The following is a 25720-nucleotide window of genomic DNA, read 5'->3' on the forward strand; positions in this document are numbered from 1 at the left end:
TTTCGCAAAAGGCATGGAGGGTTTTTGGCATGGCTGACGAAACGACGGGCGAAGTGATCGAGGGCGCGGCGGAAACCACCGCCGAGGCGAAGCGCAACGCCGGCGATACGATCCGCGAAAAGGCGAATGAGCTGGGCACCCAGGCGGCGGAGCGCGCACGGGCCTTTGCCGGCGAAGGCAAGGAAAAGGCCACCGGCGCGCTCGATGAGGTCGCCAAGATGATGCAGTCGGCCGCGGCTGACGTCGATGAACGACTCGGCGAGCAGTACGGCAAGTACGCGCGCTCGGCGGCGGACGGCATCGCCGGCTTCGCCGACAATCTGCGCGGCAAGGAAGTCGACGATCTGATCGACGACGTGACGGCGTTCGTCCGCAAGAGCCCCGCGGTGGCGGTCGGCGTCGCGGCGGGCCTGGGCTTCGTGCTGGCGCGGATCATCAAGTCGGGCATCGATGCGGCGTCCGACGCCGGCGACGCGCCCGAAACCCCGTCCGACAAGGCCTGAGGGGCCTGACGGGGGGTGGACGAACCAAAGCCTGAACTGCCGCCGCCCGGTGCGCCGGCGGGCGAGCCCAGCATCGGCGAGTTGCTCCAGCAGCTCGTCGATAACGGCCGTGCCTATGCCGATGCCGAGATCGGCTTCTATCGCACCCTGCTGCGTTCCAAGCTGCGCGATGCGCGCTCGATGCTGTGGATGGGCGCGGTGGCGATCGCGCTGGCCTTCGCCGCTGCGGTGGCGCTGGTGATGGGGCTGGTCCTCACGCTGGCGCCGCTGGTCGGGCCCGGCTTCGCGACGCTGATCGTGGTGAGCGTGTTCCTGGCGATCTCGGGCCTGATGGGCTGGCTCGCCTGGACGCATGTGAAGCGTATCTTCAAGGAAAAGCCGTGAGCGAGAACCCGCATGATGTCGAGGCGGCGCGGGCTCGGATCGCGGAGGCCCGGGCGGCTTTGTTCGGCACGCTCGGCCAGGTCCAGTCACGGCTGAGCCCGTCGAACCTGGCGCAGGATGCGGTGGAGAGCGCGGCGCAGGGCGTCGCCAGCGTGGCGCGCAAGGGTGCCGAGGCGGTGCGCAGCCGTCCTCTGGCCGCTGCGGGCGTCGTGGCGACGATTGGGCTGGTGATGGCGCGCGGCTGGATCGGCGACATCCTGGCGAAAAGGCATGAAACTCGCGACCCGGCCACGGGTTTGAAGCGTAAAGGCAAGAAAGAAGGATCCTCGTGATGAGCACCAATCCCGCGAACGAGAAGCAGGGCGCCGGCGAGAGCCTTGCGTCCAATCCCTATGCGCTGGTCGCCGGCGGCATCGCGCTCGGCGTGGTGATCGGCATGCTGGTCCCGCGCTCGCAGAAGGAGCGCGAGCTGCTCGATGCCACCGGAAAGCAGCTCGCAGGCAGGGTTACGGGCACGGTTGCCGCGGTCAAGGAAGCCGGCCGAGCCGAGATCGAATCCCTCCTCCCCGGCCGCGACGAGGCAAAAAATCGCGTCGGTGCGCTGTTCGGGAATGTGCTGGATGCAGCCAGGGATGCAGCGCAAAAGGCTTGAGGCCGGCGCGCCTGCTTCCTAAGGGCCTCTATAAAACCATAAAGTGTTTTTCGGAGGCCCAATGAGCAAACTGCACCTCGTCTTCGGCGGTCGCGTGACCGACCCGATGACGCTTGATTTCGTCGATCCCACCAAGCTGGACGTGGTCGGCATCTTCCCCGACTATGCCGCGGCGGAAAATGCCTGGCGCAGCGCAGCCCAGCGCACGGTGGACGATGCCGAGATGCGCTATGTGGTGGTCCATCTCCACCGCCTGCTCGAGCCCGATCTCGAGGCCTGAGCCTATCCCGGACCGCTGTCCCCGCCGATGCGGGGATGGCGGGTCAGGCCTTGCGCCAGTGCCACATGAACAGCGGGCGCGCAGCTGCCAGCCCCGCCAGGAATCCGCCTATGGGAGCCGCGGCGCTCCAGGCGAGGGATTCGAAGAGAGAGACGCCCTGGGGCGTCGGCTGCAGCAAACCGGTCAAAATCGAGATTACCGCCCAGGCCGCGGCGAGCCAGGCGACGTGAACGGTCCTTGCCGAGAACGGGCCCACCGCCGCAGTGCGCGGCTGCCCGTAGAGCAGCGCATAGGCACCCAGCACCGCCGACACCGCGCCGTTCATGCCGAGCAGCGGCCACAGCGCATCGGGGGTCAGCAGATAATAGACCCCGGCCGACGCGAAGGCGCCGATGACGTAGAGCAGCAGGAACTGCGGCCAGCCGATCACCTGCTCGGTCTTCTGCCCGGTGATCACCAGGATCAGCACGTTGAAGAAGATCTGCAGCGCGCTGACATGGATGAACAGCGTCGTCAGCGGCGTGAGGATCGCGGGTACCGCCGGGGTGCCCGGGGTGAACAGCTCCGCACCGGCCCGCGCCGGGATGAACCCGCCGAGCACCGCGGCTTCCTGCAGATTGCCGGTGATCAGGATCACGGCGCCAACCAGCGCCGTGATCGCCGAAATCAGGATCGTCGCGGGGAAGTCACGAAACTTCACGCTCAGATGAATTCGATCTTGGACACCAGATAATAGCGGTCGCCGGCGGGCACCGAGACCTCGACTTCCTCGTCCACCTTGCGCCCGATCAGCGCGCGGCCGATCGGCGAGTTGTACGAGATGCGGCCCTTGTTCACATCCGCCTCGGTCTCGCCGACGATCTGGTACTTGAGCGGCTTGTCGTCCTCGTCGAGCAGCGTCACCGTCGCGCCGAACACGACCTTGTCGCCCGAAAGCTCCTTCGGATCGATGATCTGGGCGCGGCTCAGCTTGCCTTCGATATCGGCGATCGTGGCCTCGTTCTGGCCCTGCTGCTCCTTGGCGGCATGATATTCGGCGTTTTCCGAGAGATCGCCATGCGCGCGCGCCTCCTCGATCGCATCCACGATCAGCGGGCGCTCGATTTTGAGGCGCTTCAGCTCCGCGGTCAGCTTCTCATAGCCTTCCTGAAGCATCGGCATCTTATCGACCGTCGCCATCCACCAAGTCCTTCAAAACGCCCCGTCCCACAAGCGCCTCCGGATGGAGACGCCCGCACATGGATACTGAATGGGGGAGATCAATTGTGCGAACGCGAATAATAAGCCTGCCAATGCCGCACTGCAAGGCTAGGAAAGTTACGTCGCTGTGGAAGCTGCGATAATAATGCTCCCCAGACCCTGCCGGGGAGCAACATTATCGATCAGCCGCGCGAGGCGTAGAAGTCCTGCAGCGGCCGCACGTCCAGGCTGTGCTTCGACAGCGCCTCGATTGCCCGCGCCGCCGCGACGCTTGCCTGCGCCGTGGTGAAGTACGGGATCTTGAGGTTGAGCGCCGAGCGGCGGATGTCCGACGAGTCCTTGAGCGACTGCCAGCCTTCGGTGGTGTTGAAGATCAGCGCGATATCGCCGTCGAGGATACGATCGACGATGTGCGGACGGCCCTGCGCGACCTTGTTGACGCGCTCCACCGCGATGCCCTCGGCCTCGAGATAGTCCGCGGTGCCGCCGGTGGCGACGATGGTGAAGCCCATCGCGGCGAGCAGCTGCACGCCCGGCAGGACCACCGGCTTGTCGGTATCCTTGACGCTGACGAACAGGCGGCCCGTGCTGGGCAGCACCGTCCCCGCCCCCAGCTGCGCCTTGGCGAAGCTGGTCGCGAAATCGAGGTCGATACCCATGACTTCGCCGGTCGACTTCATCTCGGGGCTCAGCACCGGATCGACGCCGGGGAACTTGTTGAACGGGAAGACGGCTTCCTTGACCGCGATATAGTCGATGTCGCGATCGATCTTCGGCAGATCGGCCAGCTTTTCGCCCGCCATGACGCGGCTCGCGATCTTCGCCACCGGCGCGCCGATCGCCTTGGCGACGAACGGCACGGTGCGCGAGGCGCGCGGGTTGACCTCGATCAGGTAGACCTCGCCGTCCTTCACCGCGAACTGGATGTTCATCAGGCCCTTGACCTTGAGCGCGCGCGCCAGCGCATCGGTCTGGCGCTCGATCTCGGCGATGATCTCGGCCGGCAGGCTGTAGGGCGGGATCGAGCAGGCGCTGTCGCCCGAATGGACGCCGGCTTCCTCGATATGCTGGAGCACGCCCGCGACGACCACATCGGTGCCGTCGGCGATCGCGTCCACGTCCACCTCGACGGCGTCGCGCAGATACTGGTCGATGAGAACCGGGCTATCGCCCGAGACCTGCACCGCGGTCTGGATATAGTCGTCGAGCTGCTGGGTGGAGTCGACGATCTCCATCGCGCGGCCACCGAGCACATAGGACGGGCGCATCAGCACCGGATAGCCGATCCGCTCGGCGATCTTCACCGCTTCGTCACGGGTGCGGGCAAGGCCGTTGGCCGGCTGCTTGAGGCCGAGCTTCTCGACCAGGTCGGCGAAGCGCTCGCGATCCTCGGCGAGGTCGATCGCGTCGGGCGAGGTGCCGAGGATCGGGATCCCGGCATCTTCGAGCGCCTTGGCGAGGTTGAGCGGGGTCTGGCCGCCGAACTGGACGATCACGCCGACCAGCTCGCCCTTCGACTTCTCGACATGCAGGATCTCCAGCACGTCCTCGGCGGTCAGCGGCTCGAAATAGAGGCGGTCCGAGGTGTCATAGTCGGTGCTCACCGTCTCCGGGTTGCAGTTGACCATGATCGTCTCATAGCCGGCATCCGCCAGCGCGAAGCAGGCATGGCAGCAGCAATAGTCGAACTCGATGCCCTGGCCGATGCGGTTGGGACCGCCGCCCAGGATCACGATCTTCTTGCGGTCGCTCGGGGCCGCCTCGTTCTCGGGCTCGCCGAAGCTCGGCGCCTCATAGGTCGAGTACATGTACGGCGTCTTCGCCTCGAATTCGGCCGCGCAGGTGTCGATCCGCTTGAACACCGGGCGGACGCCCAGCTTGTGGCGGTGAGCGCGCACATCATTCTCGGTCACGCCGCCGGTCATCGCCTTGACGACTTCGCCGATCAGGCCCGAGCTCTTCGCCATCGCATCGGTGCCCGAGCGCAGGTTCGCCGACTTGAGCGCGAGGAAGGCCAGGCGCTTGTCGCTGAAGCCCATCGCCTTGAGGCGGCGCATGCCGGCGACATCCTGGGGCAGGCCCTGCTCCATCACTTCGGCCTCGGCCGCGATGATCTCGGCCAGGCGCTCCATGAACCACGGGTCGTACTGACCGATCGCGCAGACTTCGCGCACGGTGAAGCCCTCGCGCAGCGCCTGGGCGGCGATCAGCAGCCGGTCGGGCGAACGGATCGCCAGCGCGGCCTCGATCTCGTCGCGCGGCGCGCCGGCGAGCTTGTCGACATTGTTGAAGCCCGAAAGACCGGTCTCCAGGCCGCGCAGCGCCTTCTGCATCGATTCGTGGATGCTGCGACCGATCGCCATGACTTCGCCGACCGACTTCATCGCGGTGCCGAGCGTCGCTTCGGCGCCCTTGAACTTCTCGAAGGCGAAGCGCGGGATCTTGGTGACAATGTAATCGATCGTCGGCTCGAACGACGCCGGGGTGGCGCCGGTGATGTCGTTGTCGATCTCGTCAAGCGTGTAGCCGACCGCCAGCTTGGCCGCGACCTTGGCGATCGGGAAGCCGGTCGCCTTCGACGCCAGCGCCGAGGAACGCGATACGCGCGGGTTCATCTCGATGACGATCAGGCGGCCGTCCTTCGGATTCACTGCGAACTGCACGTTCGAACCGCCGGTTTCCACGCCGATTTCCCGGAGAACCGCGATCGATGCATTGCGCATGATCTGGTATTCCTTGTCGGTCAGCGTCAGCGCCGGGGCGACGGTGATCGAGTCACCCGTGTGCGTGCCCATCGCATCGACATTCTCGATGCTGCACACGATGATGGCGTTGTCCTTGCGATCGCGGACAACCTCCATCTCATATTCCTTCCAACCGAGGAGCGATTCCTCGATCAGCACCTCGGTCGTCGGCGACAGGTCGAGGCCGGTCCGCACGATGTTGATGAATTCCTCGCGATTGTACGCGATGCCGCCACCCGAACCGCCCATGGTGAAGCTGGGGCGGATGATCGCCGGCAGGCCGACATGCTCGAGCCCGGCCAGGGCCTCGGCCTCGGTATGCGCGATATGGCTGCGGGCGCTTTCGAGCCCGATCTTGGTCATCGCGTCCTTGAACTTCAGCCGGTCCTCGGCCTTGTCGATCGCCTCGGCATCGGCGCCGATCATGATGCAGCCGAACTTCTCCAGCGTGCCGTCATTGGCGAGCGCGAGCGCGGTGTTGAGCGCGGTCTGGCCGCCCATCGTGGGGAGCACCGCATCGGGGCGCTCCTTCTCGATGATCTTGGCGACGATCGCCGGCGTGATCGGCTCGACATAGGTGGCGTCGGCCAGCTCGGGATCGGTCATGATCGTCGCCGGGTTCGAATTGACCAGGACGATGCGATAGCCCTCTTCCTTGAGCGCCTTGATCGCCTGCGTGCCCGAATAGTCGAACTCGCAAGCCTGGCCGATCACGATCGGACCGGCACCGATGACGAGGATGGAGGAGATGTCGGTGCGTTTTGGCATGTCAGGCCTTCAAGAACGATCGGATCGGAAGCGCAGCGATGCTGCCCTGCGGACACCACGGCACCGAAGTGTCGTGATGGTGGAAGTGGAGAGCCCTGTCCAAGCTCATCCCCAGAAAAACGTCATCAGGCTGTAGAGCAGCGCGATCAGGAACGCGCCGCCGGCCAGCCAGCCCGAAGTGCCGTCGATGGTCGGCATGCGCCAGCGCCGGACGGAGCCCTGGTGCATCTGGTCGGCCTGGTTGCGGGCCTTGGCATAGCCGGCCTCGGAAAAGGCGAAGAACAGGCGCCCGGCACCGGTCTCGCGCTCATGCCGGCCATAGCCCGCGGCTTCCCATGCCCTGGCGCTCGCCTCGACCTCGCCAAAGCCTTCTTCGCTGGCGAGCGTGGTGAGATCCACGCGCTGGCCGTCAGCGTCGGGGACGCTGTCGACTGCCTCCATGAAGAACCGATCGGCCGAGGTGAGGGCTTTCCCCACCATCACGCCGCCCGGATCATCCCGACGAACCGCTCGAACAGATACAGGCTGTCCTGCGGACCCGGGCTCGCCTCGGGGTGATACTGCACGCTGAATGCCGGGCGGTCGGTCAGCTCGATGCCCGCGTTCGAGCCGTCGAACAGCGACACATGCGTCTCGCGGGCGTTCTCGGGCAGCGTCTCGCGCTCGACCGCGAAGCCGTGGTTCATGCTGGTGATCTCCACGGCGCCGTCTTCCAGCCGCTTAACCGGATGGTTGGCGCCGCGATGGCCCTGGAACATCTTGGTGGTCTCGGCACCCACAGCGAGGCCCAGCAGCTGGTGGCCGAGGCAGATGCCGAACAGCGGCTTGCCGGTCTCGAGCAGCTGGCGGATCACCGGCACGGCATATTCGCCGGTCGCGGCGGGATCGCCCGGGCCGTTCGACAGGAAGAAGCCGTCCGGGTTGAACGACATGATCTGCTCATAGGTCGCCTGTGCCGGCAGCACGGTCACCTGGGCGCCGGCCTGGACCAGGTTGCGGAAGATGTTGCGCTTCGAGCCATAGTCGAGCGCGACGACATGCGGACGCGTGTCCTCCTGGCCGCCTGCATCATAGCCGAAGCCGAGGCGCCAGACGCCGCCTTCCCAGCCATAATGGGTCTCGGCGGTCACGGTGATCGCCAGGTCCATGCCCTCAAGGCCCGGCCAGGCGCGCGCCATCTCGAGCAGCAGCGGGATGTCGAACTTGCCCTCGGCCGAATGCGCGATCACGCCGTTGGGCGCGCCGGCGAGGCGGATGCGGCGGGTCAGCGCGCGGGTGTCGATGCCCGACAGGCCGATGCGGGCATGCTTCTTCATCCAGGCATCGAGATGCTCGGTCGAACGGAAGTTGCTCGGCTCGGTGACGTCCTCGCGGACGATCATGCCCAGCGCATGGGGATCGTCGGCCTCGATATCGTCGGGGTTGGCGCCGACATTGCCGATGTGCGGGAAGGTGAAGTTGATGATCTGGCCCGCGAACGACGGATCAGTCATGATCTCCTGATAGCCGGTCATCGCGGTGTGGAAGCACACTTCGCCGACGGCCTGGCCTTCGGCGCCAAAGCCACGGCCCCAGATCACGTCCCCCGACTCCAAAACCAGAACACCGGTAGCTCCGGCAGGCATGGGCGTAGGCGTGGCGTCGGCCATTGAGGGGTGGCTCTCCATTTGAGGTGCAGCAATGTCGCTAAGTGCCGCCCGCTAGACCCCTACCCCCCTCGCGTCAACCGGTTCGCGGGTCTATTGCGGGTTCAAATTCCGATTCACGAGAGATGAAATGATCCGAGACGATATCAAGGCCGCCCAGATCACCGCCATGAAGGCCGGCGACAAGGAGACCCGCGGCGCGATCAGCCTGATCCAGAGCGCGATCAAGAACCGCGACATCGAGGAGCGCACCAAGTCGGTCCAGATGGACGACGACGCGCTGGTGATCGAGGTGCTGCAGAAGATGGTCAAGCAGCGCCGCGAATCGATCGAGATGTTCGAGAAGGGCGGCCGCCAGGAGCTGGCCGACAACGAGAAGGCCGAGGTCGCGGTGATCGAGCGCTTCCTCCCCGCCCAGATGAGCGACGAAGAGACGACCGCGGCGATCGAGGCGATCAAGGCCGAGCTGGGCGCGAGCGGCATGAAGGACATGGGCCGCGTGATGGCCGAGCTCAAGGCGCGCCACGCGACGACGCTCGACATGAGCAAGGCGAGCGGGCTGGTGAAGGCGGCGCTGGGCTGAGGGCGGGATAGCCCACATTATCCACACCCCGCCCGGCTTGCGGGACGGGGCGGCGGGGCGCATTGGGACAGGGTGTCCCTTACCCCCGCCTTTCTCGACGAACTCCGCGCCCGCACCCTGCTGTCCGGGCTGATCGCCAAGACGACCAAGCTCCAGAAGGCGGGGCGTGAGTTCCGCGCCTGCTGCCCGTTCCACAACGAGAAGACGCCGAGCTTCTACGTCAACGACGACAAGGGCTTCTACCACTGCTTCGGCTGCGGCGCGCATGGCGACGCGATCCGCTGGATGACCGACCAGCGCGGCCTGCCCTTCATCGATGCGGTGAAGGAGCTGGTCCAGGCCGCCGGCATGGAGATGCCCGAGCAGGACCGCCGCAGCGCCGAGAAGGCCGAGCGCGCCAAGGGCCTGCACGAGGCGATGGAGGACGCGGCCAGGTTCTTCGTCGAGAAGCTGGGCGCGATCGAGGGTGCCGAGGCACGGGCGGTACTCAAGAAGCGCGGGATCAGCGACGAGACCGCGCGCACCTTCGGCATCGGCTATTCCCCCGATTCGCGCGGGCGGCTGAAGGAAGCGCTGAAGACCTACGGCGATGCGATGCTGGTCGAGGCCGGGCTGCTGATCTCGGTGGAGAAGAAGGATCCGTACGACCGCTTCCGCGGCCGCCTGATGATCCCGATCCGCGACGTGCGTGGTCGTACGATCGCCTTTGGCGGGCGGATCATCGGCGAGGGCGAGCCGAAATATCTGAATTCCCCGGAGACGCCGCTCTTCGACAAGGGCCGCACGCTCTACAATCTCGACCGCGCTCAGGCGGCCGCGCGCAAGACCGGGCGGGTCATCGCGGTCGAGGGCTATATGGACGTGATCGCGCTCGCCCAGGCCGGGTTCGGCGAAGCGGTGGCGCCGCTCGGCACCGCGATGACCGAGCACCAGCTCGAGCGGCTGTGGCGAATCGCCGACGTGCCCCTGCTCTGCTTCGACGGCGACTCGGCGGGCCAGAAGGCCGCGCTGCGCGCCGCCCACCGCGCCATGCCGATGCTCGAGCCGGGCCGCAGCCTCGCCTTCGTCACCCTGCCCGACGGGCTCGACCCCGACGACCTGGTCCGCGCCCAGGGTCCGCAGGCGTTCGAGGCGCTGCTCGGCAAGGCCCGGCCGCTGGTCGATCTTCTCTGGGAAAGCGAACTCGCCGCCGAGCCGCTCGACACGCCGGAGCAGCGCGCGGGCCTCAAGCGGCGCCTGGGTGAACTCGCCGGCGGGATCGGCGACCCCAATGTGAAGCACGAATATCTCGCCGAGTTCCGCGAGCGTGCCGACACGCATTTCGGCCGCGGCCCGCGCAATTTCGAGAGCGGCCCCCGGCGCAGCGGCGGCGCGGGCCCTGCCCCGGCCCGCGGCAAGCGGGACAAGCGCGGCAACTGGCTCCCGCCCGAGCCGCCGCTCACCCAGCAGACCCGCGCGGTCCAGGCCGGCGGGCTTGACCCGATCCTCTCCAAGGCGGTTCTCGCAGGGTTGATCCGTCATCCGGCCGAAATCGCCCGCCACATGGAAGTCCTCGGCAGTCTTCGCGGTGCATCGGGCGCGCTCGGCAAATTGTTCGAGGCGGTCGTCGACGTCGCGCTCGAAGACCGGCAGCTTGATCAGGGCAAAGTACTCACCATATTGGCGAAGTCCGGTTTCGATCAGATGGCGAGCGAGCTGCTCCGGGCCGATACCCTGCCCTTTTCCTTCACCCGGCCCCAGGCCGAGGAAAGAAAGGCGCGCGAGGACCTGAATGAGGCGATCGCAGTGATGGTGGCACGGCCCGCGGTGGACGCGGCGCTGGCGGAGGCAACGGCGGCGATGCTGGAGCGTTTCGACGATGAGTCGTTCGCGCGGCAGACGGCGTTGCTGCGGGAGCGGCAGGAGCTGGAAACGCGTCTCGCGAATCTGATGCTTGCGGACGAAGAAGATTTCGAGGATTAGGGCGGCGTATAATTGCCGCCATCCAAGTTTCGAGGATTTGAATGGCCAAGGCGAACATGGCGGACGTCACCGACACCGGCGAAGCGGGTGATGCGCCGCTGATCGATCTCAACGAAGGGTCGATCAAGAAGCTCGTCGCGCGAGCCAAAAAGCGCGGTTACATCACCGTAGATCAGCTCAACGAGATGCTTCCGCAGGACCAGATGTCCTCGGAGCAGATCGAGGACGTGATGGCGGCGCTCAACGATATGGGCGTCAACGTCGTCGAGAACGAGGAAGCCGGCGAGGACGCCGAGCCCGAGGACGACAGCCAGGACGAGGCTGATTCGAACGACAGCGGCGACGATTCGGCCCCTGCCTTCGAGACCAAGAAGAAGGAAACCGTCGACCGGACCGACGATCCGGTGCGCATGTACCTGCGCGAGATGGGCGCCGTCGAGCTGCTCAGCCGCGAAGGCGAAATCGCGATCGCGAAGCGCATCGAGGCCGGCCGCGACACGATGATCCTGGGCCTGTGCGAGTCGCCGATCACGTTCAACGCGATCATCGGTTGGTCGAACGCGCTCAACGAAGGCACGATGCAGCTGCGCGAGATCCTCGATCTTGACGCCATGCTCTCCAAGGGTCCTTCGGCCGAGCAGGTCGAAGGCGCCGAGGATGATGATTCGGGCGAGATCAGCGAGAAGACCGCCGGCACTTCCTTCAAGGAAGAAGAGGAAGTCGAGGAAGTCCAGGACGAGGACGATGAGGACTCGATGACCGAGCGCCGCACCCCGCGGCAGTCGGACGACGAGGAAGAGGACAACACCCTCAGCCTCGCCCAGATGGAAGAGACGCTCAAGCCGCAGGCGCTTGAGAAGTTCGCCAACATCACGTCGATCTACAAGAAATTCTCCAAGATGCAGCTCCAGCGCCTCGATGCGATGGCTGCCGGCGGCGAACTCGCCGCTTCGGAGGAGAAGAAGTATCAGAAGCTGCGCGAGGAGCTGACCGCCGAAGTCGAGTCGGTCCAGTTCCACCAGCAGAAGATCGAATATCTCGTCGACCAGCTCTACAGCTTCAACCGGCGCCTCACCGCGCTGGGCGGCCAGATGCTGCGCCTTGCCGAGCGCCACAAGGTCAGTCGCAAGGACTTCCTCGATCGCTATGTCGATCACGAGCTCGACGAGCAGTGGCTGCAGTCGGTCCAGGGCATCGACAAGAAGTGGGCGGCGTTCGCGGCCAATGAGGCCGGTTCGGTCGATCGCATCCGCGTCGAGGTCTCGGAGATCTCGCAGTCGACCGGCATGGCGCTCGCCGAGTTCCGTCGCATCGTGAACATGGTGCAGAAGGGCGAGCGCGAGGCACGCATCGCGAAGAAGGAGATGGTCGAGGCCAATCTCCGCCTCGTGATCTCGATCGCCAAGAAGTACACCAATCGCGGCCTGCAGTTCCTGGATCTCATCCAGGAGGGCAATATTGGCCTGATGAAGGCGGTCGATAAGTTCGAATATCGCCGCGGCTACAAGTTCAGCACCTATGCGACCTGGTGGATCCGCCAGGCGATCACCCGCTCGATCGCCGACCAGGCGCGCACGATCCGTATCCCGGTCCACATGATCGAGACGATCAACAAGCTGGTCCGCACCAGCCGCCAGTTCCTCCACGAGCAGGGCCGCGAGCCCACGCCGGAGGAAATGGCCGAGCGCCTGAGCATGCCGCTCGAGAAGGTGCGCAAGGTGATGAAGATCGCCAAGGAGCCGATCTCGCTCGAAACGCCGATCGGCGACGAGGAAGACAGCCACCTGGGCGACTTCATCGAGGACAAGAACGCCGTGATCCCGGTGGATGCCGCGATCCAGGCGAACCTCAAGGAAACGGTCACCCGCGTCCTTGCCTCGCTCACCCCGCGTGAGGAGCGCGTGCTGCGCATGCGCTTCGGCATCGGCATGAACACCGATCACACGCTCGAGGAAGTCGGCCAGCAGTTCTCGGTTACCCGCGAGCGCATCCGTCAGATCGAAGCGAAGGCGCTGCGCAAGCTCAAGCACCCGAGCCGCAGCCGCAAGATGCGGTCGTTCCTCGACCAGTAATGACCAGTTTCGCGGGGCGGGCCGATCGCCCGCCCCGCGTTCACTCCTGTTCCTTGGTCAACACCGCGGTGCCTGAAATCCGGGCCCCGTCCAGGAATCCCGTCCATTTCCCCTTGAGGATCACGGGATCCGATTGCGCCACCTCAAGCTCGAAGCTGCCTGACTGGGCGGGCTGCGCTGTCCCCGCATCGTTCAGATAGGCAGCGATGATGCGCGCATTCCGCACCCTGTTCCTGAGGGTCTTCACGCTACCCTTGAAGTTGTAGTTCCCAAGCGCCGGGTCGACCCCGCGGCCAATCAGTTTACCATCCTCGATCGACTCGAAATATACCGTGTCCCTGGTCGAGCTCTTGCGATTGTTCTGATCCGTCCAGACCCAATATCCGGAATAGGCCCCCTCAAGATATCGGTGGGGCGAGGGACGAAAATGGTTGTAAATGTTCTTGGAAAGTCCTTGCGTTGCAAGCGTTCCCAGGCAACCGACCACCGCCAGAAGAAAGCCGATGAGTAGCTTTCTGATGACTGGCCTTGGCCCGGCATCTCCTACCAGAATATTCCAGATCATAGATCACTCCCCCTTGTAGTGAGCTATTCACGCGGATTGACATTTTACGGCATATTCCTCCGGGTATCCATCCCCATCCATTAAGGTATCAAGGACCATTTCTTGACCTAACCATGCAGGTATTCCGGAAAGGATATGGGCATTTCTTGGAAATGCTCTTTGAATGGCGACTGGGTCGGGAACAAGCCAGCGGGAGCGTTCAGCCTCGCCGCCGCGCTCTTTCCGTTTGCGGCATGCATTGCGCGCGGCAACTTCGAAATCTGCACGTAAATACTATTCGATGACGACGATATTTGTTTCCGCCGCATTGTCGTATGTTGAGCGGAACGACACGGCGACATGTGGTTTATCCACAGTAAATTTGTGATTTACCTTGTCTTTACGTGCTTCGGTATATCCCCGAGTTGCAAAACACTGCCCGTCGGCACGGGGCCGGCTGGAGGATGTGGGGGCTTATGCCGTTTGATTCCGTACAAGTTGCGCGATTGGGCGGTGCCTGGGGCTCGATGGGGGCGCTCATCGCCTCCGATGGCAGCGCCAATCATCCCTATCTCCAGCGCCTCGCCCGCAACGAGGAGCCGCTGCGCGACCTTTCGGACGCGGCGCATCACATTTGCCTGCTTCACGGCCGCCATCCCGGCGTGATCGATCACGCGCTGGGCCATGCCCGGCTCGGCATCGAGCGCGACTGGCTGGAAGCCGCCGCCGACGCCTTCGTGATCGAGCGCGCCTATCTGGTCCGCATCGTCGCCGCTGCCGGCCCGCTGCCCAGCACCCCGGGCCATGCCGAGACCGAAGCCGCCACCGCGGCGCAGCGCCACGCGGTGGACATGCTCGCCCAGTCGGACCGTGCCGGCTGCGCCACCGGCGCATCGATCGCAATGGCGATGGACTGGGCCGTGATCCGCGAGACGCTGGACGCCGCCGCCGAACGGCTCGGCATCGCGGCGCCGCCCTCGCAGCTGCCGCTCGCCGAGGAAACCGTCACCGTGGTCGATACGCTCGTCCGCGAAGGCTCGCTCGAACGCGCCATGCTGTTCGGCGCCCAGCAGCTCTTTGCCCAGCATCGCGGCCTGTGGGACCTGCTCGAGGCCCGCGCTTCGGCCCGCGACAAGCAGTAAACCTGCCCCTGCTTCCTTTGTTCTAGCCGGGGAACCGGCAAGGCTGAACCTCGATACGGCTCCCGTCCTTCCAAGCGGACGGGAACATAGTGGTTGCCTCCCGGCCCCGCCCCCCTTTACGAATACGTCATGCGCTTCGAAGGCACCCAGAGCTATGTCGCGACCGAGGACCTGAAGGTCGCGGTCAATGCCGCCGTCACGTTGCGGCGTCCCCTCCTCGTCAAGGGCGAGCCCGGCACCGGCAAGACTGTACTCGCGTACGAGATCGCCAAGGCCGTCGGCGCGCCGCTAATCGAGTGGAACGTCAAGTCGACGACCAAGGCACAGCAGGGCTTGTATGAATATGACGCGGTGGCACGGCTGCGCGACGGCCAGCTCGGCGATCCGCGCGTCCATGAGATCTCCAACTATATCCGCAAGGGCAAGCTGTGGGAGGCGTTCACCGCGCCCCAGCTCCCGGTGCTGCTGATCGACGAGATCGACAAGGCCGATATCGAGTTCCCCAACGATCTCCTCCAGGAGCTCGATCGGATGGAATTCCATGTCTACGAGACGCATGAGACCGTTGTCGCCATCGAGCGCCCGATCGTCGTCATCACCTCGAACAACGAGAAGGAGCTGCCCGACGCGTTCCTGCGCCGCTGCTTCTTCCACTATATCAAGTTCCCGGACCGCGAGACGATGCAGGCGATCGTCGATGTGCACTTTCCCGGCATCCAGAAGCTGCTGGTCAGCAAGGCGATGGATATCTTCTACGAGATCCGCGAAGTGCCCGGCCTGAAGAAGAAGCCGAGCACCAGCGAGCTGCTCGACTGGCTCAAGCTGCTCCTCCACGAGGAGATGCCGCTCGAGGTGCTGCAGAACAAGGATCCGACCAAGGCGATCCCGCCGCTCCACGGCGCGCTGCTCAAGAACGAGCAGGACGTGATGCTGTTCGAGCGGCTCGCCTTCATGGCCCGCCGCCAGCAGGGCAAGGCCTGATGCCGTACACCGGAAGTTGCGCCTGCGGGGCCGTCACCGCCACGATCGCCGGCGAGCCGGTCGCGGTGCGCCAGTGCTGGTGCCGCCAGTGCCAGCGCGTCGCCGCAGGTTCGCCTACCACCAACGCGATCTTCGCGACCGACGATGTCGAGCTGAGCGGCACGCTGACCACCACCAGCTATGTCGCGGAGAGCGGCAACACGCTGACCCAGAGCTTTTGCGGTCTGTGCGGCACGCCGGTGCTGGCGCAGAGCTCGGCGCGCCCGCAGTTCCGCACGATGCGCATCGGCTTTCTCGACCAGCCGCATGGCCTGGCGCCCCAGGTCGCGATCTGGACCGACGACGCCCCCGCCTGGGCGCATATCGATCCCGCGCTGGAACGCTTCGCGCGCCAGCCCCCGGCGCCCGCGCCGGCCAAAGCCTGACTCGAAACGCAGTTAACCCCTCTTAAACCACCCATGGCTACGGTTCGCTTGGGGGGGACCTTGTATGGGTCCCGAGTATGCGTTCGTGTTTTGCGTTCCCTGCCCTTCTCGCCACCGCGCTCTGCGCCGCGGTGCCTGCAGGCGCGCAATCGCTTCTCGAATATGTCGGTGAGTGCGTGCCCTTTGCGCGCCAGGCTTCGGGCATCCAGATCTATGGCGATGCCTGGACCTGGTGGGACCAGGCCAGGGGCCGCTACCAGCGCGGCCAGGTGCCGAAGGTCGGCGCCGTCCTCGCCTTCTCCAAGAGCCCGCAGCTCCGGCTCGGCCATGTCGCCGTGGTCAGCCGCATCGTCGAGAAGCGCGTGCTGATGATTACCCATGCCAACTGGTCGCGCTTCGATGGCGAACGCGGCCATGCCGAGCAGGACGTGACGCTGTTCGACGTCTCCGAGCGCGGCGACTGGAGCCTGGTCAAGGTCTGGTACCGCGACCGCAAGGGGCTGGGCAGCTCGATCTACCCGGCGCACGGCTTCATCTACGGCACGCCCGCCCGCGATGCCCCCGCCAGCGTCCGCAAGGCCCGCCCCTCCGCCGAGCTGACTTCCCGCCAGCCCGATTATGTCGGCTCGCTGATCGACGCCTACGCCGCGCGCTGAGGCCACTGGACGCTGGCGTGCGTCCGGCCCTAGAACGGCGCCATGTTCCTCTCCTTCCTCGACGAGCTGCGCGCCGCGGGCATCCCCGCCAGCCTGAAGGAGCATCTGATCCTGCTCGAAGCGCTCGACCGCGACGTGATCGAGCAGACGCCCGAAGCCTTCTACTATCTCGCCCGCGCCACCTTCGTGAAGGACGAGGGGCTGCTCGACCGGTTCGACCAGGTCTTCGCCAAGGTCTTCAAGGGCATCGCCACCAGCTACGGCGTGGCGCCCGCCGAGATCCCCGAGGAATGGCTGCGTGCGATCGCCGAGAAGTATCTCAGCCCCGAGGAGATGGCGAAGATCCAGTCGCTCGGCTCCTGGGAAGAGATCATGGAGACGCTCAAGAAGCGGCTCGAGGAGCAGCAGGAGCGCCACCAGGGCGGCAGCAAGTGGATCGGCACCGGCGGCACGTCTCCCTACGGCAATGGCGGCTACAACCCCGAGGGGGTCCGCATCGGTGGCGAAGGCAAGCACAAGCGCGCGATCAAGGTGTGGGACCAGCGCGAGTTCCGCAACCTCGACTCCACCCGCGAGCTCGGCACCCGCAACATCAAGGTCGCGCTGCGGCGCCTGCGCCGCTTCGCCCGCGAAGGCGCCGCCGACGAGCTCGATATCGACGCGACGATCGAAGGCACCGCCAAGCAGGGCTGGCTCGACGTCCGCATGCGCCCGGAGCGGCACAATGCGGTGAAGCTGCTGCTGTTCCTCGATGTCGGCGGCTCGATGGATCCGTTCATCAAGCTGTGCGAGGAGCTGTTCTCGGCCGCGACAAGCGAGTTCAAGAACCTCGAGTTCTTCTATTTCCACAACTGCCTGTACGAAGGCGTGTGGAAGGACAATCGCCGCCGCTTCCAGGAGCGCACGCCGACCTGGGACATCCTCCACAAATACGGCCACGACTATAAGCTGATCTTCGTCGGCGATGCCTCGATGAGCGCGTACGAGATCACCCATCCCGGCGGCTCGGTCGAGCATTTCAACGAGGAAGCGGGCGCCGCCTGGATGCAGCGCGCGCTCAACACCTATCCCGCCGCGGTGTGGATCAACCCGATCCCGCGCGAGCAATGGGGCTATACCCAGTCGGTGAAGATCATCCGCGAGCTGATGAGCGACCGCATGTACCCGCTCACCCTGGGCGGCCTGGACGAGGCGATGCGCGAGCTCAGCCGCAAGCGCTAGGGCTTCTTCTCCTCGCCCGCGTCCTTCGAGTTCTTGACGATCCGCCGTGCGATCTCGCCGGACTGCTTGATCGAATTGACGTCCGCGCGGCTCTTGTAGAGCCCCTGGAGGAAGCCCTGGTCGAGCGCGGTCAGTTCGGGATCGCTGAACGTAGAGCCCTGGTCGAACAGCGTGATGATCGAGTCGACGGCGCTGCCGTCCCGCGGCGGCCGCGCGCCGGCCAGCGTGCGCATCGCCAGATAGTCCGCGATCTGCACCACCGACTTGCCGATCACTGCCTTGTCGTCGATCACCACGATCGACTTCACCGTCACCTGCTGGGTACCCATAGTGATGGCCGAGGCGCTGAACCGCTCGACATATTTGATGCCGTCATCATTGCCGCCGACCTGGTTGCCCAGCTCGTCGCGCACCTCGATCGTGCTCCACGCGTGCACCGGGCCGTCGCGCAGCGCCTTGCGCAGATCGACCATCTTGAGGTTGCCGAAGAAGCCCGGGAAGCGCTTGTGCAACGCCTTCACGAAATCATCCGCGTCATGGGCGACCATCAGCGCGATATTGGGCCGGCAGCCGGCCTCGCCCACCGTGGCGCCGGCATCGAGCGCCACAGCCCGCAACCGCGCTTCGATCGCCTTGGCGGCATCGGGGCCGAGCCCGGCCACGATCGGGCAGACCGGTTCGGCGAAGCGGGCAAGCTGGCCTTCCACGCTCGAGCTGATCTGGCGGACGAAGCGCTTGGCCGCCTTGGGCGGCACGCCCTTGGCGCCGACCACGACGATATCGCTGTCGTCCTTCGGCTTTTGCTGCGCCGGCTTGTCCTGGGCAAGCGCCGGACCGGCAAGCAGGGCAAGCGCCAGAAGGGCAATCCGCATCAATGCTGCTTCCCACCAACCATGGTCCTGGAGATACGATAGGCCTGATCCGATCCCTGCTCATAGGGATTTCGCATCCGGTAGAGGCCGGCGAGCAGCCCGATGTCCATGTCGGTGATCTCGGCGGGCGGCGGCGCGACATTGGGATCGAACAGCGACAGGATCGATGCCGAGGCGATCGACCCCTTGGCGGGTGGCCGCGCGCCGACCAGCGTCCGCATCACGACATAGTCGCCCAACTGACGCACCGATTTACCCAGCGCGACATGGCGGTCCATCACCACCACCGCATTGATCGTCACCGCCTGGGTCTCGCCCTCCATCACCGGCGGATAATCGGGATCGTCATTGCCGGTGGAGAGATGGCCGACCTCGTCACGGGTCACCACCAGGCGCCAGGCATGGATCGGCCCCGCCGCGAAGGCATCGCGCAGGGCATTGTCGTCCAGGTTGGTGAAGGCCGCATTGCCCTGCTTGCGCATCGTGTCGAGCAGCGAATCGGCATTGTCGGCGAACACGATCATCAGGTTCGGCTCGCACTTGTCCTTGCCCATGCGGACCGATGCCGCCGCGCCGACGATCCGCACCCGGTCCTCGATCGCGCCCTTGAACCGCGCCGGCAGGCCCAGCACCAGCGGGCAGACGGGATCGACGAAGCGCGCAAGCTGCCCGTCCTCGGTGTCGAGCACCTGGCGGATATAGCGCTGTGCCTTCTTGATCGGCGGCTGCGCCTTGCCGGTGACGACGATGCCCCCGTCCTGGGCGGGTGGCCTGGGGCTGGTGGCGCCATCCTGCGCGTGCGCAACCGGCACGGCGGCGAAGGCGGAAAGCAGGACAAGCGAATTCAGGCAGCAGCGCATGCGCATAACGATCGATCCCCTCACATTCTTCGGGACCCCGCATGCGCCGTCTTCTTGGAGTCGGTCGACTGCCCGATGGAAACCAAGGCGTATCGCGCCCTGTCGCCGCTGTCCATCGAGCGCGACCGCGATACCGCTAGTTGGGCTTCTTCTCCGCCGCGGCCTTGTCGCGGTCCCGCAGGATCTGGTCCGCGATAGTGCCGATCTGGCTCCCGCTCCTGCCATTGGCCTGCATCTCGTAGACGCCCTTCAGGAAGCTGCGATCGACCTCGGTCAGGCCTTCCGGGGCGTCCCCCTCGGCATCGAAGAGCGAAAGGATCGTGTCGAGCCTGGTGCTCGCCTTTGGCGGCCGCGCACCGGCCAGGGTGCGCATCGCGACATAATCGGCGATCTGCCCCACCGACTTGTTGTCGACCGCATTGGCGTCGAGCACCACCACCGCGCCAAAGGTCGCCTGCTGCGTCGAAAGCGAAATGCGCGAAGGCTGGGCAACGCCGTTGAAGCTGCGCGGCCCATTGCTCTCGAGCGCGCGGCGACCGTCCTGGTCGAGCTCCTCGGCTACCCGCCAGGCGCGCACGGGTCCTTCGTCGAGCGCCGTGCGCTTGTCGTCATAGGCGAGGTCGTCGAAGAAGCCGTGATATTTCTGGCGCAGCTCGGCGATGAACTTGCTGGCATCCGCCGCAACGATCACGAAGATGTTCGGATTGCATTTCTCGTCGCGATCGACCCGCGCGCCTGCTTCGGTGGAAACCTCCATAAACCGCTTGGCGACGGCCTTGGCATAGGCCGGCGGGAGCCCGAGCACGACCGGGCACACCGGATCCTCGAAGCGCGAGAGCTGTTCCTTGGTCGTGGTCATAACCTGACGGACAAAGGTCCGCGTTTCCTTGCGGGGGCCCTGCTTGCGGCCCTCGACGACGATGCCGGAACTATGGCCGCCGGCGGGCGCGTCCTGCGCCTGGGCAGGCATCGCCGCCAGCCCCGCCAGCACGAAAGTCAGGCCCGTAACCATCTTGTGCATCGGTCGATTCCCCATATTCCGCCGGACCTTCGCCGGGGCGCCGGCGAAAGTCCACGGGGCAACGAAGCCGATTTTACGGGGATCAGAGGCGATCGACCGCCCGGTGCAGGCGCCGAAGGATCGCGCCGTCATTCGCCTGGCCATTGGCCGCTTCACTGGCCAGCGCCATCAGGCGGATCGCGCCGAAGCTCGCCGAAAGGCCCTTGAGCCGCAGTGCCGCCGCGGCCCAGCCATCCGGATTGTCAGCGGATTTCATCGCTTCGAGGCACCGCTGCACCCCGTCGAGAAACGCTTCGCGCAGTTCTGCGATCAGCGCGGGCTCGTCACCCACTGCCGCCGCGAGAGTCGCATCGATTGCACCCGGATCATACGCCATGGTTCAGGGCCATAGCCGAACGAGCGTTAACGCCCCGTTTCCTTGTCGCTGTTGGACCGGCGCCGAAATGTGGTAAATGCGCGTCATGATTGGGGGAAAACCTGCCGAACCGCTGCCCGCGCATAATGACGCGGAAGAGCTGGTCCTGTCCGAAACCGCCGCAGCAGTGGCTGCGCCGGCGGAGCCCGAAGCCTGGTACGAGGCTGCGGAAGAAGAGGACACGCCCCGGCGCGCCGGCTGGGTGCTGCCCGTGCTTGCGATCGTCGCTGTCCTGGGCTGGCTCGGCGCGATGGGCTGGCTGCTCCGCGGCGCCTTTGCCGCCCCCATGGCGCCTGCCGCGCTGGTCCAGCTGATCGCCGCGCTCTGCGTCCCCCCTGCCCTGATCGGCATCCTCTACCTCCTCGCCCTGCGCACGAGCCGGGCCGAGGCCCATCGCTTCGGCGCCACGGCGCGGGCGATGCGCGCCGAGGCGGCAAGCCTGGAGCGCGTGGTCGCCACCCTCTCGCGCAAGATCGAGGAGAACCGCGCCGCGCTTGCCGAGCAGACCAACATCCTGATCGCCATGGGCGAGCGTGCCTCGGAGAAGCTCGAAAGCGCCGCGGGCAGCGCCGCCCAGCATGCCCGCTCGATTGACGCCAGCACCCGCCATTTCGGCGAGGCCACCGCCGATGCCGAGCATCGCGTAGCCGTGGTGCTCTCCTCGCTGCCCAAGGCGCATGAGGAAATGCGTGGCCTGTCCGATCGGGTCGATGCCGCCGGGCTGCTCGCCAGCGAGCGTGCCGCCGCGCTCGATACCCAGCTCTCCGCGCTCGCCGAGCGCGGCCGCGAGGCCGACCAGATCGCCGGGGGCGCCGCCGATCGCCTCGCAGCGCACATCGCCCGCATGGAAGCGACCAGTGAGACCGCCAGTGCCCGGCTCGAACAGGTCACCGGCGAGATGTCGACCCAGGTCGATGCCGTGCTCGATCGCGCCGCCAATGCCGTGGACGAGGCACGCAAGGGCATCGCTACCCAGGGCGAGGCGATCCTCGCCATGCTCTCCGCCAACCAGGCCGCGCTCGACCGCGCGGGCCGCGACAGTGCCGAGGCGATGGGCGCCCGCATGGCGTCGATCGAGGAAGCGATCGGCCGCATCGGCAATCGCCTTTCGGAGGAACAGGGCCGCGGCGACAAGCTGTTCGAGGGGCTGGCGAGCGGCGTCGATCGGCTCGACCGCGCGATGGACGACCTGCATGTCGCGGGCACCGAGCGCACGCGTAACCTTGCCGCCTCGATGAGCGCGCTCCACGGCTCGGTCGAGGCGATGACGATCGCGCTGACCGTCGGCGACGAGACCGCCCAGAAGGTGATCGGCACCTCCGAGGAGCTGCTCACCGCGCTCGATGCCTCCGCCCGTGAGATCGACGAGACCTTGCCCGAGGCACTGGCGCGTCTCGATGCCCGGATCCTGGCGAGCCGCCAGGTCGTTGCCGCCTCCAAGCCCGAGCTGCTCGCGCTGGTCACCGCCGCGGAGAGCACGCACGACGCGATCGAGGCCATCGCCGACGTGGTCGGCCAGCAGCGCGATACGCTCGCCAAGACCCAGGCCTCGCTGCTCGAAACGCTGGCGACCGGCGGCGAGCAGGCCGAGCAGCTCAGCGCGATCGTCGATGAGACCATCGCCACCACCCGCCGCTTCGCCGAAAGCGCCGCGCCGCAGCTGGTCGATGCGCTGCTCAGTGTCCGCGAGACCTCGAGTGCCGCTGCCGGCCATGCCCGCGAGGCGCTGTCGGCCATCGTGCCGCATGCCGAGCGCGCGATCGAGGAAGCCGCGGGCGATGCGCTGCGCCGGGCGGTCGATGCTTCGATCCGCCGCCAGCTCACCGACCTTGCCGAGACGACCGAGGCGGCCGTGGTCGCCGCCACCCGCGCGTCGGAGCGCCTGACCCAGCAGATGGTGGCGCTGGCGGACACCACCGCCCAGGTCGAGGCGCGCATCGCCGAGGGCCGCAAGGAGCGCGAAGAGTCGGACAGCGACAATTTCGCGCGCCGCGTCTCGCTGCTGATCGAAGCGCTCAACTCGGCGTCGATCGACATCACCAAGGCCTTTTCGGCCGATGTCACCGACAGCGCCTGGGCCGCCTATCTCAAGGGCGATCGCGGCGTCTTCACGCGCCGCGCGGTACGGCTGCTCGATCCCTCGGATACCCGCGAAATCCACCGGATCTACGAGGATGACGAGGGTTTCCGCGACAACGTCAACCGCTACATCCACGATTTCGAATCCATGCTCCGCCAGATCCTCGCCCTCCGCGACGGCTCGTCGATGAGCGTGACCCTGCTCTCCTCGGACATGGGCAAGCTGTACGTCGCGCTGGCCCAGGCGATCGAGCGGCTGCGGACCTAGCCACGCCGCTTCACGCACCTCCTGGTTCCCCGGCGAAGGCCGGGGGCCAGTCTCGACGAACCTGAAGGTGGCGATCGAGCCTCTCAAACTACATGGCAACTGGGCCCCGGCCTTCGCCAGGGCACGGGCTTGGCTGGAGCCTGTCGCTTATCTTGCAATGTAGGATTTCGCCTGCTTGGCTCCCGCGGTCCGGCGCCTGTCCGGCCGCTCTTTGGCCTGTAGGAAAAATAGGATCACGCCCACGCAATATCCTTGCGAGATGCGCTTGGTTCCCGTTGATAGGGTCAAAATTCCGGCGGCGAAAACCCGCTCTTGGCCTGTACTTTGTGTACTTTCGCGAGCCAGCCACCCCACGCCGTAGGAAGCTACGACGCCTTTTCGGGGTGCATGTGCGCCCACCAGTCGAGCATCTCGGTGGTCACCCAGCCATTCACGTAATTGAGGTAGAACAGTCCGAACAGGATCGTCGCGACGATCGTGGTGCGCGCGGCGATGCGCTTCACGTTGAACTCATGCGGCGCGCTCGGCGCCTGGCCGGGAACCAGCTCGACGCCCGCTTCCTCGCTCGTCTTCACGCCGAACGGCAAGACGAGGAACACCGAAAAGGCCCAGAACAGGAAATAGATGGCGAGCGCGGACTTCCAAGGCATGGCAATGTGATAGGGCCAGATCACGCGCGAAACCAGTCCGCCATCCACATGCATTATCGTCATCCCGGCGAAAGCCGGGATCTCAGGTGGCGGCGCTATACGGCACGAGATCCCGGCTTTCGCCGGGATGACGGCCAATGCGGCTATTGCTCGATGATCAGCACGTCCACCACGGGCTTCTTGCCCGTATAGCGCACCGCCGCCCGGCGTACCGCGAGCCGCACCGACTCGCGCAGCTTCTCGAGATCGCCCTTGCCGTCCTTCTTCACGGCTTCGCGCGCAGCGTCGGACGCCTCGGCGATGAAGTCCTCGCGGTCTTCCTCCACCGGAATGCCCTGGAGGCGGATCTGCGGCTCGCCGGCGAGCTTGCCGTTGCGGATCGCCACCGCGGCGCTGATCTGGCCGTAGAGCGCCACCCGGCGGCGTTCGTTGATCGTGGTGCCGTCGGCCGGCAGGATGATGTCACCGTCCAGCACCAGGCGTCCGACCGGCGCCTCCCCGATCTTCTCGGGCTTGCCCGGCGCGAGGCGGATGATGTCGCCGTTCACCTGGCGGATCGACTGGGGAACACCCTGCTCCAGTGCGAAGCGGGCCTGCTCGTACATGTGGCGCACCTCGCCATGCACCGGCACGACGATCTCGGGGCGGATCCACTTGTACATCGCCGCCAGCTCGGGGCGACCCGGATGGCCGGAGACGTGGATAAAGGCCTGGCGGTCGGTGATGAGCTCGACGCCCTTGGCGGCCAGCGTGTTCATGATCCGCCCGATCGCGATCTCGTTGCCCGGGATCTGGCGCGAGGAGAAGACGACGGTATCGCCCTCGGTGACCTTGAGGACATGGCTGCCCTCGGCAATGCGGTTGAGTGCGGCGCGGGGCTCGCCCTGCCCGCCCGTCGCCACGATCAGCACCTTGTGCGGCGGCAGGTCCATCGCCGCTTCGAAGTCGATCGTATCGGGGAAGTCGCGCAGATAGCCGGTCGACTTGGCAACGCGCAGGATGCGGTCGAGCGAACGCCCGGCAACGCAGAGCTCGCGCCCGGTATCGCGGGCGACTTCGCCCAGCGTCTGCAGCCGCGCGGCGTTGGAGGCAAAGGTAGTGACAAGCACCCGGCCCTTCGCGGCGCCGATCACCTCGTCGAGCCCCGCGCGCACCGCGCCTTCGGAGCCCGATGCCTCGGGGTTGAACACATTGGTGCTGTCGCAGACCAGCGCGAGCACGCCCTTGTCGCCGATCGCGGTCAGCTCCGCCGCGGTCGAGGCGCCGCCCAGCGCCGGGCTCTCGTCGAGCTTCCAGTCGCCGGTGTGGAAGACGCTGCCATAGGGCGTCTCGATCAGTACGGCGTTGCCCTCGGGGATCGAGTGGGCAAGCGGCGTGTAGGTGATGCGGAACGGGCCGAGGTTGAACGGACCTTCCTCGTTGACGACGTTGAGCTCGACCTTCTCCTCGATGCCCTCTTCCTCGAGCTTGCCGTGGATCAGGCCAGCGGTGAACGGCGTGGCATAGAGCGGCACGCCCAGCTCGCCGGCGAGATAGGGCAGCGCGCCGATATGGTCTTCATGGCCATGGGTAAGCACGATGCCGAGCAGGTCGTCGAGGCGCTCCTCGATGAACTGCAGGTCGGGCAGGATCACGTCGATGCCGGGATAGTTGGCATCGCCGAAGGTGATGCCGCAATCGACCATCAGCCACTTGCCCTGGCAGCCATAGAGATTGACGTTCATGCCGATCTCGCCCGAGCCGCCGAGCGCGAGGAAGAGGAGTTCTTTTTCAGGGGTCACTTGGTTTCCTC

General features: G+C 66.0%; 26 protein-coding genes. 14 read left to right on the plus strand and 12 right to left on the minus strand.

Going from position 1 to position 25720, the window contains the following annotated elements; translation table 11 throughout:
* Positions 1-29 precede the first annotated feature (29 nt).
* The 5 genes from HNP52_RS10095 to HNP52_RS10115 all read left to right on the plus strand — a co-directional run bounded on the left by HNP52_RS10095 (position 30) and on the right by HNP52_RS10115 (position 1819).
* Positions 30-503 (plus strand): hypothetical protein, encoded by a 474-nt coding sequence (locus HNP52_RS10095; protein WP_184166314.1) that lies wholly within the window; start codon positions 30-32, stop codon positions 501-503.
* A gap of 15 nt (positions 504-518) precedes the next feature.
* The gene (locus HNP52_RS10100) at positions 519-887 is read left to right on the plus strand and encodes a phage holin family protein (protein WP_184166317.1); all 369 of its coding nucleotides are present in this window, start codon (positions 519-521) and stop codon (positions 885-887) included.
* Complete coding sequence (locus tag HNP52_RS10105) at positions 884-1219, plus strand: DUF3618 domain-containing protein (RefSeq protein ID WP_184166320.1); 336 nt, start codon at positions 884-886, stop codon at positions 1217-1219. Before HNP52_RS10100 ends, HNP52_RS10105 begins: the two co-directional genes overlap by 4 nt.
* Entirely contained in the window at positions 1219-1539 is a 321-nt protein-coding gene (locus tag HNP52_RS10110) for a hypothetical protein (RefSeq protein ID WP_184166322.1), read from the plus strand. The genes HNP52_RS10105 and HNP52_RS10110 overlap by 1 nt, the downstream gene beginning before the upstream one ends.
* Positions 1540-1600: 61 nt before the next feature.
* Positions 1601-1819, plus strand: coding sequence for a DUF4170 domain-containing protein (locus HNP52_RS10115; RefSeq protein WP_184166325.1), 219 nt, complete (start codon positions 1601-1603; stop codon positions 1817-1819).
* Between the two features lie 43 nt (positions 1820-1862).
* Here the strand turns inward: HNP52_RS10115 and HNP52_RS10120 are convergent, their stop codons facing one another.
* The 5 genes from HNP52_RS10120 to carA all read right to left on the minus strand — a co-directional run bounded on the left by HNP52_RS10120 (position 1863) and on the right by carA (position 8180).
* A complete protein-coding gene (locus HNP52_RS10120; protein ID WP_184166327.1) occupies positions 1863-2519 on the minus strand; it encodes a rhomboid family intramembrane serine protease in 657 nt (218 codons plus the stop codon).
* Between the two features lie 2 nt (positions 2520-2521).
* Positions 2522-2998 carry a transcription elongation factor GreA gene (greA, locus tag HNP52_RS10125; RefSeq protein ID WP_184166329.1) on the minus strand — a complete coding sequence of 159 codons (477 nt, stop codon included), beginning with the start codon at positions 2996-2998 and terminating at the stop codon, positions 2522-2524.
* Positions 2999-3201: 203 nt separating this feature from the next.
* Positions 3202-6531: a carbamoyl-phosphate synthase large subunit gene (carB, locus tag HNP52_RS10130; protein WP_184166331.1), complete on the minus strand. Its 3330-nt coding sequence runs from the start codon at positions 6529-6531 to the stop codon at positions 3202-3204.
* 105 nt (positions 6532-6636) lie between these two features.
* A complete protein-coding gene (locus HNP52_RS10135) occupies positions 6637-7011 on the minus strand; it encodes a hypothetical protein (RefSeq protein WP_184166332.1) in 375 nt (124 codons plus the stop codon).
* A complete protein-coding gene (gene carA / locus HNP52_RS10140) occupies positions 7011-8180 on the minus strand; it encodes a glutamine-hydrolyzing carbamoyl-phosphate synthase small subunit (protein ID WP_184166333.1) in 1170 nt (389 codons plus the stop codon). The genes HNP52_RS10135 and carA overlap by 1 nt, the downstream gene beginning before the upstream one ends.
* Before the next feature lie 127 nt (positions 8181-8307).
* Here carA and HNP52_RS10145 point away from each other — a divergent pair, with 127 nt between their 5' ends.
* From HNP52_RS10145 to rpoD, 3 genes are all read left to right on the plus strand, one after another.
* Positions 8308-8760, plus strand: coding sequence for a GatB/YqeY domain-containing protein (locus HNP52_RS10145; protein ID WP_184166334.1), 453 nt, complete (start codon positions 8308-8310; stop codon positions 8758-8760).
* 72 nt (positions 8761-8832) lie between these two features.
* A complete protein-coding gene (dnaG, locus tag HNP52_RS10150; RefSeq protein ID WP_184166336.1) occupies positions 8833-10722 on the plus strand; it encodes a DNA primase in 1890 nt (629 codons plus the stop codon).
* Between the two features lie 41 nt (positions 10723-10763).
* Complete coding sequence (rpoD, locus tag HNP52_RS10155) at positions 10764-12794, plus strand: RNA polymerase sigma factor RpoD (RefSeq protein ID WP_184166338.1); 2031 nt, start codon at positions 10764-10766, stop codon at positions 12792-12794.
* 40 nt (positions 12795-12834) lie between these two features.
* On the opposite strand, the gene HNP52_RS10160 is transcribed toward rpoD, so the two are convergent.
* On the minus strand, positions 12835-13359 hold the full coding sequence (locus HNP52_RS10160; protein WP_184166341.1) for a hypothetical protein: 525 nt from the start codon (positions 13357-13359) through the stop codon (positions 12835-12837).
* 506 nt (positions 13360-13865) lie between these two features.
* On the opposite strand from HNP52_RS10160, the gene HNP52_RS10165 reads away from it, so the two are divergent.
* The 5 genes from HNP52_RS10165 (at position 13866) to HNP52_RS10185 (ending at position 17763) form a co-directional block, all read left to right on the plus strand.
* Complete coding sequence (locus tag HNP52_RS10165) at positions 13866-14480, plus strand: DUF6975 family protein (RefSeq protein ID WP_260396047.1); 615 nt, start codon at positions 13866-13868, stop codon at positions 14478-14480.
* Between the two features lie 129 nt (positions 14481-14609).
* Complete coding sequence (locus HNP52_RS10170; protein WP_184166347.1) at positions 14610-15461, plus strand: MoxR family ATPase; 852 nt, start codon at positions 14610-14612, stop codon at positions 15459-15461.
* Positions 15461-15886 (plus strand): GFA family protein, encoded by a 426-nt coding sequence (locus HNP52_RS10175; protein WP_184166350.1) that lies wholly within the window; start codon positions 15461-15463, stop codon positions 15884-15886. The genes HNP52_RS10170 and HNP52_RS10175 overlap by 1 nt, the downstream gene beginning before the upstream one ends.
* A gap of 77 nt (positions 15887-15963) precedes the next feature.
* On the plus strand, positions 15964-16542 hold the full coding sequence (locus HNP52_RS10180) for a CHAP domain-containing protein (protein WP_184166353.1): 579 nt from the start codon (positions 15964-15966) through the stop codon (positions 16540-16542).
* A gap of 42 nt (positions 16543-16584) precedes the next feature.
* Positions 16585-17763 (plus strand): VWA domain-containing protein, encoded by a 1179-nt coding sequence (locus HNP52_RS10185; RefSeq protein WP_184166356.1) that lies wholly within the window; start codon positions 16585-16587, stop codon positions 17761-17763.
* On the opposite strand, the gene HNP52_RS10190 is transcribed toward HNP52_RS10185, so the two are convergent.
* The 4 genes from HNP52_RS10190 to HNP52_RS10205 form a co-directional block, all read right to left on the minus strand.
* Positions 17760-18635, minus strand: a complete 876-nt coding sequence (locus tag HNP52_RS10190; protein WP_184166359.1) for a hypothetical protein — start codon at positions 18633-18635, stop codon at positions 17760-17762. The two genes, HNP52_RS10185 and HNP52_RS10190, sit on opposite strands and share 4 nt — an antisense overlap.
* A complete protein-coding gene (locus HNP52_RS10195) occupies positions 18635-19495 on the minus strand; it encodes a hypothetical protein (RefSeq protein WP_184166362.1) in 861 nt (286 codons plus the stop codon). The genes HNP52_RS10190 and HNP52_RS10195 overlap by 1 nt, the downstream gene beginning before the upstream one ends.
* Before the next feature lie 136 nt (positions 19496-19631).
* Positions 19632-20516: a hypothetical protein gene (locus HNP52_RS10200; protein ID WP_184166365.1), complete on the minus strand. Its 885-nt coding sequence runs from the start codon at positions 20514-20516 to the stop codon at positions 19632-19634.
* A gap of 82 nt (positions 20517-20598) precedes the next feature.
* Complete coding sequence (locus HNP52_RS10205) at positions 20599-20892, minus strand: Hpt domain-containing protein (RefSeq protein WP_184166368.1); 294 nt, start codon at positions 20890-20892, stop codon at positions 20599-20601.
* A gap of 76 nt (positions 20893-20968) precedes the next feature.
* Here HNP52_RS10205 and HNP52_RS10210 point away from each other — a divergent pair, with 76 nt between their 5' ends.
* Positions 20969-23278 carry a hypothetical protein gene (locus HNP52_RS10210; protein WP_184166371.1) on the plus strand — a complete coding sequence of 770 codons (2310 nt, stop codon included), beginning with the start codon at positions 20969-20971 and terminating at the stop codon, positions 23276-23278.
* Between the two features lie 365 nt (positions 23279-23643).
* Here HNP52_RS10210 and HNP52_RS10215 read toward each other — a convergent pair whose 3' ends face one another.
* Together HNP52_RS10215 and HNP52_RS10220 are read right to left on the minus strand one after the other, a co-directional pair.
* Positions 23644-23928, minus strand: a complete 285-nt coding sequence (locus HNP52_RS10215; protein WP_184168279.1) for a DUF1467 family protein — start codon at positions 23926-23928, stop codon at positions 23644-23646.
* Positions 23929-24071: 143 nt separating this feature from the next.
* Positions 24072-25709: a ribonuclease J gene (locus HNP52_RS10220; RefSeq protein ID WP_184166375.1), complete on the minus strand. Its 1638-nt coding sequence runs from the start codon at positions 25707-25709 to the stop codon at positions 24072-24074.
* Positions 25710-25720 lie beyond the last annotated feature (11 nt).

This window comes from Sphingomonas kyeonggiensis (assembly GCF_014204495.1).
GTDB lineage: Bacteria > Pseudomonadota > Alphaproteobacteria > Sphingomonadales > Sphingomonadaceae > Sphingomonas > Sphingomonas kyeonggiensis_A.

Coding starts and splice junctions, on each gene's coding strand:
- HNP52_RS10210 (WP_184166371.1), top strand. CDS start 20,969: ATGCGCGTCATGATTGGGGGAAAACCTGCCGAACCGCTGCCCGCGCAT.
- carA (WP_184166333.1), bottom strand. CDS start 8,180: ATGGCCGACGCCACGCCTACGCCCATGCCTGCCGGAGCTACCGGTGTT.
- HNP52_RS10170 (WP_184166347.1), top strand. CDS start 14,610: ATGCGCTTCGAAGGCACCCAGAGCTATGTCGCGACCGAGGACCTGAAG.
- HNP52_RS10135 (WP_184166332.1), bottom strand. CDS start 7,011: ATGGTGGGGAAAGCCCTCACCTCGGCCGATCGGTTCTTCATGGAGGCA.
- HNP52_RS10205 (WP_184166368.1), bottom strand. CDS start 20,892: ATGGCGTATGATCCGGGTGCAATCGATGCGACTCTCGCGGCGGCAGTG.
- HNP52_RS10200 (WP_184166365.1), bottom strand. CDS start 20,516: ATGCACAAGATGGTTACGGGCCTGACTTTCGTGCTGGCGGGGCTGGCG.
- HNP52_RS10215 (WP_184168279.1), bottom strand. CDS start 23,928: ATGCCTTGGAAGTCCGCGCTCGCCATCTATTTCCTGTTCTGGGCCTTT.
- HNP52_RS10190 (WP_184166359.1), bottom strand. CDS start 18,635: ATGCGGATTGCCCTTCTGGCGCTTGCCCTGCTTGCCGGTCCGGCGCTT.
- HNP52_RS10175 (WP_184166350.1), top strand. CDS start 15,461: ATGCCGTACACCGGAAGTTGCGCCTGCGGGGCCGTCACCGCCACGATC.
- greA (WP_184166329.1), bottom strand. CDS start 2,998: ATGGCGACGGTCGATAAGATGCCGATGCTTCAGGAAGGCTATGAGAAG.
- HNP52_RS10160 (WP_184166341.1), bottom strand. CDS start 13,359: ATGATCTGGAATATTCTGGTAGGAGATGCCGGGCCAAGGCCAGTCATC.
- HNP52_RS10185 (WP_184166356.1), top strand. CDS start 16,585: ATGTTCCTCTCCTTCCTCGACGAGCTGCGCGCCGCGGGCATCCCCGCC.
- HNP52_RS10115 (WP_184166325.1), top strand. CDS start 1,601: ATGAGCAAACTGCACCTCGTCTTCGGCGGTCGCGTGACCGACCCGATG.
- carB (WP_184166331.1), bottom strand. CDS start 6,531: ATGCCAAAACGCACCGACATCTCCTCCATCCTCGTCATCGGTGCCGGT.
- HNP52_RS10195 (WP_184166362.1), bottom strand. CDS start 19,495: ATGCGCTGCTGCCTGAATTCGCTTGTCCTGCTTTCCGCCTTCGCCGCC.
- HNP52_RS10110 (WP_184166322.1), top strand. CDS start 1,219: ATGAGCACCAATCCCGCGAACGAGAAGCAGGGCGCCGGCGAGAGCCTT.
- HNP52_RS10165 (WP_260396047.1), top strand. CDS start 13,866: ATGGGGGCGCTCATCGCCTCCGATGGCAGCGCCAATCATCCCTATCTC.
- HNP52_RS10145 (WP_184166334.1), top strand. CDS start 8,308: ATGATCCGAGACGATATCAAGGCCGCCCAGATCACCGCCATGAAGGCC.
- HNP52_RS10095 (WP_184166314.1), top strand. CDS start 30: ATGGCTGACGAAACGACGGGCGAAGTGATCGAGGGCGCGGCGGAAACC.
- HNP52_RS10180 (WP_184166353.1), top strand. CDS start 15,964: ATGCGTTCGTGTTTTGCGTTCCCTGCCCTTCTCGCCACCGCGCTCTGC.
- rpoD (WP_184166338.1), top strand. CDS start 10,764: ATGGCCAAGGCGAACATGGCGGACGTCACCGACACCGGCGAAGCGGGT.